Here is a 13,521-nt window from a genome sequence, read left to right as displayed (position 1 = left end):
CGCTATGATGGATGTTCAATCTCTCACCTTTTTAATTGTTGGGCTTAGCTTTGCCCTCTACATCGGCATTGCCATCTGGGCACGTGCCGGTTCAACCAATGAATTCTATGTTGCTGGTGGCGGTGTGCCGCCGCTGGCGAACGGCATGGCAACGGCTGCAGACTGGATGAGTGCAGCGTCATTTATTTCCATGGCAGGGATTATCTCATTTGCAGGTTACGACGGTGGCGTGTATCTGATGGGCTGGACCGGTGGTTATGTACTACTGGCACTGTGCCTGGCACCTTATCTGCGTAAATTTGGTAAATTCACTGTGCCGGACTTTATCGGCGACCGTTATTACTCTCAGGTAGCCCGTGTTGTCGCCATTTTGTGTGCGATTTTTATTTGCTTCACTTATATCGCCGGTCAGATGCGTGGTGTGGGTGTGGTGTTCTCTCGTTTTCTGGAAGTCGACATTGAAACTGGCGTTTATATCGGGATGGTGATCGTATTCTTCTATGCCGTCCTGGGTGGCATGAAAGGCATTACTTATACGCAGGTTGCGCAATATTGTGTACTGGTGTTTGCTTATTTGGTGCCTGCTATTTTTATCTCTTTGATGATGACTGGCCACTTACTGCCGCAAACAGGTTTTGGTGGCACGCTGGCGGACGGCTCCGGCACCTATTTGTTGGATAAACTCGATGGACTCAGTACCGAACTCGGCTTTGCACAATACACCGAAGGGTCCAAGAGCATGATTGATGTCTTCGCTATTACAGCTGCTCTGATGGTCGGTACTGCTGGTTTGCCACACGTTATTGTGCGCTTCTTTACTGTACCAAAAGTAAAAGACACCCGTATTTCAGCTGCCTGGACTTTGGTGTTCATTGCCATTGTATACACCACCGCACCAGCGGTTGCGTCATTTGCCCGTGTGAATATGATTGACACTATCAATGGTAAAGATGGCAGTGGTACAGCGTATGCTGAAGCGCCAGAGTGGGTGAAAAACTGGGAAAGAACGGGTCTTATCACGTTCAATGATAAAAATGGTGACGGCAAAATGTTCTACTCAGCCGGTAAGATTGACGACCCGGCGAGCCGTAATGAAGTGAAAATCGACCGAGACATCATGGTACTGGCGAACCCGGAAATAGCAGACTTACCAGCCTGGGTGATTGCACTGGTCGCTGCAGGTGGTATAGCTGCTGCACTGTCGACTACAGCGGGCCTGTTACTGGTGATCTCCACCTCGGTCTCACATGATCTCCTCAAGCGCACGCTTAAACCGGATATCAGTGATAAACAAGAGCTCCTGGCTGCACGTTTGTCGGCAATGGTGGCCATCGCAATCTCTGCTTATTTCGGTATTAACCCGCCCGGATTCGTGGCGTCGGTGGTGGCCTTTGCCTTTGGTCTGGCAGCAGCAAGCTTCTTCCCGGCGATCATTATGGGTATATTCTCTAAACGTATGAACAAAGAAGGCGCCATCAGCGGTATGGTATGCGGTATTGGGTTCACGGCCGCCTACATTATCTACTTTAAATTTGTCAGTCCGGAACTGAACACGCCTGCGAATTGGTTATTTGGTATCTCACCGGAAGGGATTGGTATTATTGGTATGTTAGTGAACTTTGGTATTGCTGCCATTGTTATGAAGCTGACCGCTGAAACGCCAATTGAGGTGAAGCAAATGGTAGATGGGATCCGTAACCCGAAAGGATCGTCTGCTGCACATGCGCACTAAAGCGCAGCCTATCAGGTAGGGGGACTTTCTGATAGCAAAGAAACCAACTACTTCATGGCGAAAGCTGTGGAGTAGTTGTTATTTTTGGGAGGGGTTATGACGGCTCAGGTACAGGATGTGCTGACCTTTGTGCAGCAACAGGCGCCATTTGCTCAGCTGACCGACAGCGCGGTAGATTACTTTGTTGAGCATCTGGAAATCATTTACGTCAGCGCACAAAATCAGGCCCAGTGGTTCAAAAGTGATCAGCCCCAGCTTTATCTGGTGCGTTCCGGTCACTTTGATTTACGTTCGGAGCGGGGCGAATTGGTTACCCGGCTCGCTGAAGGCGATTACTTTGGTTATCCCTCGTTGCTAACCGGTGAGCCAATCAGTAATCAACTGGAAGTGGTGCAGCCAGGGTTGGTATATGTGTTGCCACAATCGGCGTTTGATTTTCTCCGTCATGAATATAAACCTTTTGAGCAGTATTTTGTGCGTGCCCATGCCAAGCGCCTGCTGTCCAGCCATTATAAAGAATCGGGAAACAGTTGGTCTGAACGTCCGGTCAGCGAGTTAATGAGCCGGGCTGCGGTGACTCTGGCGCCTGATGCCAGTATTCAGGACGCGGCTAAAGTCATGAAGTTGCATCGGGTGTCTTCAATCATGGTGATCGAGCACGACCAGTTAGCAGGAGTTGTGACGGATCGTGACTTGCGTAATCGGGTGCTGGCAGAGGGCCTTGATCCTGCCCGGGCTATCCGTGAGATCATGACGGCCAAACCGAAACACATCTTCGAAAACAATCGGATCTTTTCGGCATTGCATTTGATGCTCAAGCACAATATTCATCATCTGCCTGTGCTCAATGAAGATCGTATGCCGATAGGTATGATCACCAGCACAGATCTTCTACGTCAGCAAAAAAGCGATCCGGTGCAATTGATCGGTCGGATCTATAAAGCATGCAGTTATGCCCAGGTGAAGCAGTTAGCGAAAGAGATCCCAGATCTATTGAGTGATTTTGCCAATAAGATCGAGGATATTTCACTGATCGGCCAGCTGCTCAGTGGGCTTAGTGATGTACTGACTGGACGTTTGATAGACCTATATCAGCAGCAGCATGGCAACGCACCCACCCCGTTTGCCTGGATCTGTTTTGGCTCCCAGGCGCGTGAAGAGCAAACCCTGCATTCAGATCAGGACAATGGTCTGCTGTTGCCCGAAGGTGTGACAGATGAACAAAGGCATTATTTTGCTCAGCTTGGCGCATTTGTCTGCCAGCAACTGGATGAATGTGGGATCCGGACTTGCCCGGGCAATATTATGGCAAGTAATCCGCAATGTCGCGGCACGCTCAGTGAATGGTGCGACAGGTTTACGAGCTGGATCCATACTCCGACACCCCATGCAATGCTTAACTGTAAGATCTATTTTGATCTGCGCTTTATTACCGGATCGGATGTTTTGTTCGGCCAATTTCTGCATCATTTAAACGAGATCCCGAAAAATGCGTTGTTTTATGCCGCGATGGCTGCAGATATTAATGCCAACACGGTGCCGATTGGTTTGTTTCAGCAGTTTAAGCTTCAGCAGGATAAGCACAAGCACAAATATCTGGACCTAAAAAAGCGCGGTGTGGTGATCATCAACGATGTTGTTCGTCTTTATGCGTTGCAAGCTGGGATCCGTAAAGCCAATACTCTGCAACGCTTACATGCGCTGAAAGGGCACCGAGTGCTCAGTGCTGAAGACATTGCTAACTTACAAGATTGCTGGCGCTATTTAACTCAGCTGCGTTTGCGTACTCAGATTGACAAAGAAGGCTTGCCGGAAAATTGCATTAATCCAGAGTATTTAAGCTCACTGGAGCGTCATCAGCTCAAAGAAGCATTTCAGTTGATCAAGCAGGCACAACAAGCATGTGCCTTCAAATTTGCCAGAGGTAGCCTGTGAGTTGGTTAACCCGATTACGTAACTGGCATACTTATCGTCATTTGAGATTGGAAGATGCTAACCTGATCGTCTTGGATCTGGAGTTGACTGGATTAGACCCAAAGCGGGACGAAATTGTCTCCGCCGCCTGGGTTGAGATCCGACAGGGTCGGATCACGCTTAGCACAGCCCGGCACATGCTGAATAAGGAAGTACGTCAGTTGGGACAAAGTCCGGTGATCCATGGTGTGGATGAGCAGGCATTAGCACAGGGAACCAGTTTGCGTGCATTACTACAACAACTGGCCGAGTTGTTCGAACAAGGTGTATTGGTATGCCATAACGCCATACTAGACTGGGGGTTTCTCAAGCGGGCGTTTGTGTCTCATGGTATCTCTGTGCGTCCTGAATTGATCCTGGATACGATGCAGATTGAGAGAAATCGTTTGCTCAGACAAGGACAAACGCTGGCGGCGGACTGTCTTACATTGTCTGCCTGTCGTCAGCGTTATGGATTGCCGTCAGCTTGTGAGCATCATGCACTCAGTGATGCGCTGAGTACGGCTGAGCTCTTGCTCGCACAAAACAGCCAGTTTGGTGGGACACATGGGGCGTTACTCAGACAGCTGACGTAATTATTTTTGCATATCTCTTACACATTTGTGCCCGGTCGATTACAATAGCGCCATCTTAATACGGAAAGCTTGGGAATTTTATTCGCGTGCGGACGCTACACCGTGTATGCAGCAGGATTGAGCCCAATTTTTCACAACGTGGTGGATCTTCAACTTAATGACTATCAAACTGGCTATAAATGGTTTTGGTCGTATTGGTCGCAATATAGTGCGGGCTTTGTATGAATCTGGTCGCCAGCATGACATTCAAATCGTCGCTATAAATGAACTTGCCGATCCGCAGGGCATTGCTCATCTGCTGAAATACGATACCTCACATGGGCGTTTTTCTTTTCCTGTGCACCTTGATGCCCCCTATCTGACGGTTGGAGAAGATAAAATCCAACTGTTTAGCGAAGCCGATCCCAGCCATTTACCCTGGCATGCCCTCGATGTTGATGTTGTGTTAGAGTGCACTGGTGTATTTCATTCCCGCTTTCATGCCCAGGCACATTTGCGTGCAGGCGCCAAGAAAGTGCTGTTTTCTCATCCGGCTGACGCGGATGTCGATGCCACCATAGTGTATGGTATTAATGACAAAGAACTGCGTCCTGAACATGCCATCGTATCAAATGGCTCATGCACTACTAATTGTATTGTCCCTGTCATAAATGTATTGGATGATGCTTTTGGGATTGGCTCGGGCACCATTACAACGATCCATGCGTCTATGCATGATCAACAGGTGATTGATGCATATCACCCTGATCTGCGGCGTACCCGAGCGGCAAGTCAGTCTATTATCCCGGTGGATACAAAGTTAGCCCGTGGGATCGAGCGGATCTTGCCTAAGTTTCATGGTTGTTTTGAAGCCATTGCAGTGCGGGTACCCACCATTAATGTGACGGCAATGGATTTGAGCGTTACCCTCAACAGTGATGTGACGCTCGAACAAGTGAATAATGCATTACAACAGGCCGCATGTGGCCCGTTGAAAGGGATACTGGACTACACTGAAGAGCCTTTGGTCTCGGTGGATTTTAATCATGATCCACATTCCAGTATCATAGATGGTACCCAAACACGCGTCAGCCAGAAACGGTTGGCGAAGTTGCTGGTGTGGTGCGACAACGAGTGGGGATTTGCAAATCGCATGCTCGATACAGCCACAGCAATGACACAAGTTAATTAAAAACTCAGTATCGTTCTTGAAGGAGATGTCAATGTCAGTCATTAAGATGGCGGATTTAGATTTAAACGGCAAACGCGTTCTGATCCGTGAAGATCTTAACGTACCGGTGAAAGAAGGTAAGGTTACATCAGATGCCCGTATCAGAGCGTCTTTACCTACCATCAAGCTTGCCCTGGAAAAAGGTGCCAAGGTTATGGTTATGTCTCACCTGGGTCGCCCAACGGAAGGGGAATACGATGCGCAGTATTCACTACAACCAGTTGTTGATTATCTAAACGACGCATTAGAGCAAAATGTGCGTCTGGTCGATAACTATCTGGATGGCGTTGATATCGCAGACAATGAAGTTGTGGTATTCGAAAACGTTCGCTTCAATGTTGGTGAAAAGAAGAACGATGAAGCGCTGTCTAAGAAGCTGGCGGCACTCTGTGATGTGTATGTGATGGATGCATTTGGCACGGCACACCGTGCTCAGGCATCAACACATGGCGTTGGCTTGTTTGCTGATGTTGCGTGTGCAGGTCCATTACTGGCGGCTGAGCTGGATGCACTGGGCAAAGCCCTTGATAATCCTGCACGTCCTTTGGTTGCTATTGTAGGTGGATCTAAAGTGTCGACTAAGCTGACGGTACTTGATTCATTATCTAAAGTGGTTGATCAATTGGTTACCGGTGGCGGGATTGCAAATACTTTTATCGCCGCAGCGGGTAACCCGGTAGGTAAATCTCTGTATGAACCGGACCTGATTGATGAAGCGAACAAATTGAGCGATGCAGCACGCGCCAATGACGGAGATATCCCTGTACCAACTGACGTGGTGGTTGGTGATGAATTCTCTGAGTCTGCGGTTGCACAGATCAAAGATGTTGCGGAAGTACGTGACACTGACATGATCTTCGATATTGGTCCAGATACAGCCAATACCTTGGGTAAAATCATTGCCAACGCTGGTACTGTGGTTTGGAATGGTCCTGTTGGTGTATTTGAATTCGATCAATTCGGTAATGGTACTGAAGCGATTGCCAATGCGATTGCGAAGTCTAACGCTTTCTCAATTGCTGGCGGTGGTGATACCCTTGCCGCGATCGATAAATACGGCGTTGCAGATGAAATCTCATACATCTCGACAGGTGGTGGTGCGTTTTTAGAGTTCCTTGAGGGGAAAAAACTGCCAGCAGTCGCTATGCTTGAACAAAGAGCGAAAGCGTAATTCAAGCACGATGCTGCGCAATACGTTGCAGCATCAGATTTTTGGGCCGACAGATTGGTCCGGTTTTGAGACTCTCTCACATTTATTCTCAAAACAAATTGAGTGTGTAGCACTTACTATCTATCCCGTTCAAATCGATGAGTTCGAGCGCTGATCTGGAAATATCAGCTTCACTCATCAACAATTGGAGAAAGCACAATGGCTTTAATCAGTATGCGTCAATTGCTGGATCATGCCGCAGAGCATGGTTACGGCGTTCCTGCCTTTAACGTAAACAACCAAGAGCAAATGCGCGCTATTATGGAAGCGGCAGATAAAACCAATAGTCCGGTTATTGTTCAGGGCTCGGCAGGCGCACGTAAGTACGCAGGGGCACCGTTTATTCGCCATATGATTTTGGCCGCAGTAGAAGAATGGCCGCACATTCCGGTTGTTATGCACCAGGATCACGGTACCTCTCCGGGCGTCTGTCAGCGTTCAATTCAGCTTGGCTTTTCATCGGTCATGATGGATGGTTCTTTGATGGAAGATGGTAAAACACCATCAAGCTATGAGTACAATGTTGATGTAACGCGACGCACTGTAGAAATGGCACACGCTGGTGGTGTATCTGTTGAGGGTGAGCTGGGTGTACTGGGTTCATTAGAAACGGGTGAAGCTGGTGAAGAGGATGGCATTGGTGCAGTAGGTAAATTGTCTCATGATCAACTGCTGACCGATCCTGAAGAAGCGGCTGACTTCGTCAAGAAAACAGGTGTTGACGCACTGGCTATTGCCTGTGGTACGTCTCATGGTGCATACAAGTTTACGCGTCCACCAACGGGTGACATCCTTGCAATCAATCGCATCAAAGAGATCCACGCACGTATCCCGAATACCCATTTGGTTATGCACGGTTCTTCATCGGTGCCTCAGGAGTGGCTGGCCGTTATCAATGAGTTTGGCGGTGAGATCCCTGAGACGTATGGTGTACCAGTTGAGCAGATCGTTGAAGGCATCAAGCACGGTGTGCGTAAGGTCAACATTGACACCGATTTACGTTTAGCTGCGACTGGCGCCATTCGCCGTCACCTGGCACATAACCCGGCTAACTTTGATCCTCGTAAGTACCTTGCTGAAGCAACGAAAGCGATGACAGAGATTTGTGTTGCGCGTTACGAAGCGTTTGGTACTGCAGGTCATGCAAGCCGCATTAAGCCAATCTCTTTGGATGATATGCACCTGAAATATCTGTCAGGTGAGCTGGATCCCCAGATCAAATAAATACTAACACGACACAATCTGGTTAGTGTTAAATGCCGCAGCTCATATACTGCGGCATTTTTGTTTGCGTTGTTTGTCTCTTTGCAGACATGTCGATCCTGTTGGGATCAGAATTTTACCTACCTAGGTTAACAGGGATCAGATCTTGACTAAGTAACGAGAGCACAAACGTTCCGGGATCATGATCTTACTAAGTCAGGCAAGGATCTGAGTGTATCACCTTATTGGATCTGATCTAAAATCAATAAGTTAGCTTGTTCGCAGTGCCGGACCTGGCAAAATAGATCATTGTGGTTAGTAAAAATATGATCCCGATCGGATCTTGTTGGTATAAATTTGATCTCTGACATTTTAACTTAGAAAAACTTTGATCCAGCGGTACATCACTTGATCTCTGATACAGAGCGTCTAGCTTTAAATAATACTCTATTCTGCTCATATTGATTTTTATTGGGGTCAAAGTATGAAGAAATGCTTTATGGCTGCCCTTATTGGGTGTTCTGCGCTGGCTTGCATGGAAGTACAGGCTGAAGAGCTCAAGGTTTACGGTCGCGCCCATTTGGGTGTGGCAAACAGTGATACGGGAAGTGGTTCAGACACTTCAGTTGAGAGCTATGCCTCCAGAATGGGGATCAAAGGCGGAGCAGACATAGACACAGGGATCTCTGCGTTTTATAAGTTGGAATTTCAGGTTGAAATGTCCGAAAACGACAATGACGGTAAGTCCGAAGAGAATATTACGGCCCGCTCACAGTATGTGGGTATTAAGGGCCGGTTTGGCCAGGTTTTAGTGGGGCGGGCTGACACGCCTATGAAGAAGTCTCAGGGAAAAGTGGATCTCATGAATGACTTCAACGCCGACATCAAAAGTTTTTTTGTGGGTGAAAACCGCCTTGGCGACACATTGCAATATACAACTCCTTCATTGAATCATCTCAAATTTACGGTTAGCTATATCAGTGAGGACAACAGTAAACAAAACGGCGAAAGTGGGCTGTCTATGGCGGCCTCTTATGGTGATAGTAAGCTGAAGAAAACCGCGATTTATGCCAGTGTAGCGCGTGATGAAGAAGTCGCTGGCCAGGACATCACTCGTGTTACTGTTCAGGGTAAAGTGGCCAAAGTGACCTTGGGTGCCAGCTATCAGCAAAGTGAAGCGGTGGACAGCAATGATACGGTAGACAGCTATGTGGCCAGCGCATCATTGAAGTTAGACAGTGGCTACAAGCTACTAGCGCAATATCAGAACTCAGATGGCGCCTCCGGCAAGCTGAAAGACTCTGGTGATGCAGTTTCCATTGGGGTTGAGAAAAGCCTGTCAAAGCAAACGAGAATGTATCTTTGGTACACTAAAATCGATCTCGATAATGAGGCGGATCAAGATCATATGGCACTGACCTTGAGGTATGACTTTTAGTCCACAAGCCGCGCCCTTGCTCAATAGCGTGATATTTGATTGGGCTTGCATTAGGCAGTGTTACACTTAATGGCGGTGTAACATTGCACAGTCCATAGGGTGAAATAAACCCTGTAACCCAAATACAGCTATATTAAGGTACCGTTATAACTCGGTCTGAGTACTCTGTTTAAGGGCTGAGCATCATGTCAAAGAATGGCTTTGTAAATGAACTTAAATGGCCCGTATGTCTGGCGTTACGTGACGTTTACAGTGTTTGCTTTACTTTGTGTGCGCGTAAAGCGACAAAACAAACCTGACTAAACAAAGATTTAACCCACTTGTTGGTTAAAGCAAGCTGGTAGCCAGGTGAAACTTACGTTTTTTCAGTATTATAGCTTTGTATTTGTCTGGCCCTATTTTTTTCCCAATTGTCATCTTTTATCACTTGGTGTTTCATAAAACTGTCATACTTAGTCATAATAATGAAACCCACTTCGGTAACGTAAGAGATAAATGGGAATGTCACGTAAAGTACTGGTAGTTGATGACGAAGCACCGATCAGAGAAATGTTGGTGTTTGTGTTGGAACAAAATGGTTTTCAAGCCATTGAAGCTGAAGACTATGATTCTGCAATTGCAGCTATGGTTGAGCCTTATCCTGATATGGTGTTATTGGACTGGATGTTGCCAGGAGGCAGCGGTATTCAGATTGCCAAAAAGTTTAAACAAAGCGAATACACCAGACAAATCCCGATTATCATGCTAACAGCACGTGGGGAAGAAGAAGATAAGGTCAAAGGATTGGAAGTGGGTGCAGACGACTACGTTACTAAACCTTTCTCTCCAAAAGAATTAATGGCACGTATCAAGGCAGTGATGCGCCGGGTTTCTCCCACTTCACTGGAAGAGGCCATTGAAGTGCACGGGTTACGTCTGGATCCAATATCACACCGAGTAACCTCTGCTGGTAATGAGCTGGAAATGGGGCCTACTGAATTCAGATTACTGCATTTCTTTATGACGCACCCGGAGCGTGTTTATAGCCGTGAACAGTTGCTGGATCACGTTTGGGGCACTAATGTGTATGTTGAAGATCGTACAGTGGATGTTCATATCCGTCGCTTACGCAAAGCGATTGCACCATTGGGCCATGATCGCCTGGTACAAACCGTACGCGGTGCTGGTTATCGCTTCTCAAGTAAGCTGTAAAGCACCTGGCGCTATGGTAGGCTAACCGTGGCGCATTTTCTTTAGGATCATTTTGTATGTATAGGGTGATTGATAAACAGGCGTTATTGAAACGCCTGTTTTTGTATTTCCTGCCATTAACCCTGATTGGGATCTTATTAGGCGCACCGTTTGTTTTACTCTTTATCGGTGCCATGGTGCTATTGATCTGGCATTATCAACAATTGTATCGACTGAGTGACTGGCTGATCAATCAGCGCAGTTTTAATCCACCAGAAGGATCGGGCGCCTGGGAGCAGATCTTTGAAGGGATTTACCAGCTGCAGCACCGCAACCGCAAAAAACGCAATGAGCTGGCTGAATTGATCCGACGCTTTCGCGAAGGTGCCGAAGCGGTACCTGATGCCGTGATTGTAATGCAACAGGATCTCAGTATTGTCTGGTGTAACCAGCTTGCTCTTAAAGTGCTGGGTCTGCAATGGCCGACTGATCATGGGCAACGCCTGGATAACCTGATCCGCGATCCTAAATTCGTCAAATATATGCAGGCTCATGATTTTCATGATCCTCTGGAGATGGAATCGGGGCACGGTGGAGAGCGCGTATTAGAATTTCGGGTTATGCCCTACGCAGAGCAGTTAATGATGGTGGTACGTGACATCTCCAGGCTAAAACAGCTGGAGCAGATGCGTAAAGACTTTGTCGCTAATGTTTCTCATGAACTGCGTACACCACTAACGGTGGTGACGGGTTATCTGGAGATGATGGAAGGCGATAACATGCCGCCGCCTGCAATGTGGAATAAAGCGCACCACACTATGATAGAGCAGTGCAAACGGATGGACAGTTTGGTGAATCAATTGCTCTCTTTATCCCGCATTGAAGGGCAGCGTAACCAGGACAATGATAAAGCGGTGAATGTACCTGCTATGCTGGCTCTGATCCAGACTGAAGCCAATTCGTTGAATCAGGACAAACATCATGAGATTGAGTTTAACGTTGATCAGTCGCTGGATATTAAAGGGTGTGTTGATGAGCTGCGTAGCGCCTTTTCTAATCTGGTATTCAATGCCATTCATTACACTAAGCCGGGTGGAAAAATCACTGTGAACTGGTTCCTGGAATCAGATCGTGCCCGCTTTTCTGTCATTGATAATGGTGATGGGATTGCGCCTGAGCACATAAACCGGCTCACTGAGCGTTTCTACCGTGTGGACAAGGCGCGTAGCCGCAAAACTGGTGGCTCAGGGCTGGGTCTGGCTATCACTAAACACGTTTTGTCACGTCATGACTCACACCTGGAAATTGACAGTACACTGGGCAAAGGATCGCGATTCTCATTTGCCTTTGAAAAAGAAAAACGCATTTTTATGACAAATACCGAAAGTCATAAAAGTGTCATTTGAGAGTAATTTTATTGTCATTTGTTTTCTGCACAATGTGCTCAGAAATTAAATGGGAAGAACATTTGGAGTGACCCCAATGAAATTTAAAAGCTTAGTTGCCGCAATGGGTGTGGCTGTAACAACACTGGTATCTGCTCAAGCCTCTGCACTTGATAAGAATCTACCTGAGTACAACAAAACCAGCGGTATCTCAGGTAACTTTTCATCTGTGGGTTCCGACACACTGGCTAACATGATGACCTTTTGGGCTGAAGAGTACAAACGTATTTACCCTAACGTGAACATTCAAATTCAGGCTGCAGGTTCTTCTACTGCGCCACCGGCTTTGACAGAAGCGACAGCCAACTTTGGTCCAATGAGCCGTAAGATGAAGTCGAAAGAAATCGAAGCGTTTGAAAAGCGTTATGGTTATAAGCCGACTGAAGTTCGTGTTGCTATCGATGCATTGGCAGTATTTGTACACAAAGATAACCCAATTCAGGGCCTGCGTATCGACCAGGTTGATGCTATTTTCTCATCAACGCGTAAGTGTGGTGCTTCTGAGCAAGTTGAGCGCTGGAGCGACTTAGGTCTGTCTGGTGACTGGGGTAGCAAAGACATTCAGTTGTATGGTCGTAACTCAGTATCAGGTACTTACGGTTACTTTAAGAAAAAAGCCTTGTGTAAAGGTGACTTCCGTAACAACGTAAACGAACAGCCAGGTTCAGCCTCAGTGGTTCAGTCAATCTCTTCATCAGTGAATGCAATTGGCTACTCAGGCATTGGTTATAAGACATCTGGTGTACGTACTGTACCGCTGTCGAAAAAAGGCGACAACTTTGTTGATGCGACGCTAGACAATGTTGCTAAGGGTAAGTACCCGCTGTCTCGTTTCCTATACCTTTACGTGAATAAGCACCCGAACAAGCCGCTTTCTCCAATTGAAGCTGAGTTCCTGAAAATGGTGCTGTCAAAAGAAGGTCAGAAGATTGTAGAGAAAGATGGTTATGTACCACTTTCAAGCCAGCTTGCAAGCAAAGAGCTTAAGAAGCTAGGCCTGCTATAAGCTTTGCACGGAAAGAAAAAACCGCTCTAAGAGCGGTTTTTTTATACCAATTTGCTTAATTAAGTGAGCTATTTTGAGGCGAAAAAATAGGGTCGATAGCACCGCTCCCGCGTCCTGCTATCGCTGAGGCACCTACATCCCTATAGGCGAGGCAAAAATTTGTGAACCCATGTCTAAGGTATAAGGTTCTAAATGAGAAATTTTTAACGCTGTTAGCGTCCTAGTTGCTCCTTCAAATAGACCAGGTATTAAGTGAAATTGGTATTATGTCTATTTTTGCCTGCAATAGTTTTTAATACAAGGTGCTATTACGCTGCTGCTGAGTGAGCTGCTCAGCCTGTGCCTTACATTGGTTAAACGACTCAATACATCCATCGCTACACACCTGCATGGCCATTGACTGAGGGTTCGCACGTTGCTCGCAGCTTTGTTCACATTGATAGTTTTGTTGTGCGCACTGGTTCAGTTCGGGGGAATTGGTATTGCTACAGCCTGCCAATAGCAAGGCGATAATCGATATCTGTGATTTCATGAGACAGTCCTGCAAGAGAGTAATTT

11 protein-coding genes are annotated in these 13,521 nt (G+C 47.0%); 10 read left to right on the top strand and 1 reads right to left on the bottom strand.

The features are described from left to right. Positions 1–7: 7 nt before the first annotated feature. The 10 genes from CWC22_RS16855 (at position 8) to CWC22_RS16810 (ending at position 12,963) form a co-directional block, all read left to right on the top strand. Positions 8–1,732: a sodium:solute symporter family protein gene (locus CWC22_RS16855; RefSeq protein WP_138538513.1), complete on the top strand. Its 1,725-nt coding sequence runs from the start codon at positions 8–10 to the stop codon at positions 1,730–1,732. Positions 1,733–1,828: 96 nt separating this feature from the next. Then, positions 1,829–3,667 carry a DUF294 nucleotidyltransferase-like domain-containing protein gene (locus CWC22_RS16850; RefSeq protein WP_138538512.1) on the top strand — a complete coding sequence of 613 codons (1,839 nt, stop codon included), beginning with the start codon at positions 1,829–1,831 and terminating at the stop codon, positions 3,665–3,667. Then, positions 3,664–4,281 (top strand): 3'-5' exonuclease, encoded by a 618-nt coding sequence (locus CWC22_RS16845; RefSeq protein WP_125559104.1) that lies wholly within the window; start codon positions 3,664–3,666, stop codon positions 4,279–4,281. The genes CWC22_RS16850 and CWC22_RS16845 overlap by 4 nt, the downstream gene beginning before the upstream one ends. 157 nt (positions 4,282–4,438) lie before the next feature. Then, positions 4,439–5,452, top strand: a complete 1,014-nt coding sequence (gene epd, locus CWC22_RS16840; RefSeq protein ID WP_125559106.1) for an erythrose-4-phosphate dehydrogenase — start codon at positions 4,439–4,441, stop codon at positions 5,450–5,452. Between the two features lie 31 nt (positions 5,453–5,483). After that, positions 5,484–6,662, top strand: a complete 1,179-nt coding sequence (locus CWC22_RS16835) for a phosphoglycerate kinase (RefSeq protein WP_125559108.1) — start codon at positions 5,484–5,486, stop codon at positions 6,660–6,662. Between the two features lie 198 nt (positions 6,663–6,860). Beyond that, a complete protein-coding gene (gene fba, locus CWC22_RS16830) occupies positions 6,861–7,925 on the top strand; it encodes a class II fructose-bisphosphate aldolase (protein ID WP_010383466.1) in 1,065 nt (354 codons plus the stop codon). Positions 7,926–8,403: 478 nt separating this feature from the next. Beyond that, positions 8,404–9,342 carry a porin gene (locus tag CWC22_RS16825; RefSeq protein ID WP_125559110.1) on the top strand — a complete coding sequence of 313 codons (939 nt, stop codon included), beginning with the start codon at positions 8,404–8,406 and terminating at the stop codon, positions 9,340–9,342. A gap of 501 nt (positions 9,343–9,843) precedes the next feature. Next, entirely contained in the window at positions 9,844–10,533 is a 690-nt protein-coding gene (gene phoB, locus CWC22_RS16820; protein WP_010383464.1) for a phosphate regulon transcriptional regulator PhoB, read from the top strand. A 56-nt stretch (positions 10,534–10,589) separates the two neighbouring features. Beyond that, entirely contained in the window at positions 10,590–11,918 is a 1,329-nt protein-coding gene (phoR, locus tag CWC22_RS16815; protein WP_125559114.1) for a phosphate regulon sensor histidine kinase PhoR, read from the top strand. 76 nt (positions 11,919–11,994) lie between these two features. Further along, a complete protein-coding gene (locus CWC22_RS16810; protein WP_010383461.1) occupies positions 11,995–12,963 on the top strand; it encodes a PstS family phosphate ABC transporter substrate-binding protein in 969 nt (322 codons plus the stop codon). A 292-nt stretch (positions 12,964–13,255) separates the two neighbouring features. Here CWC22_RS16810 and CWC22_RS16805 read toward each other — a convergent pair whose 3' ends face one another. Continuing rightward, a complete protein-coding gene (locus tag CWC22_RS16805) occupies positions 13,256–13,495 on the bottom strand; it encodes a hypothetical protein (RefSeq protein ID WP_125559116.1) in 240 nt (79 codons plus the stop codon). Positions 13,496–13,521: the final 26 nt, after the last annotated feature.

Source organism: Pseudoalteromonas rubra, from assembly GCF_005886805.2.
GTDB lineage: Bacteria > Pseudomonadota > Gammaproteobacteria > Enterobacterales > Alteromonadaceae > Pseudoalteromonas > Pseudoalteromonas rubra_D.
This window is presented reverse-complemented; position numbering and strand designations above follow the sequence as displayed.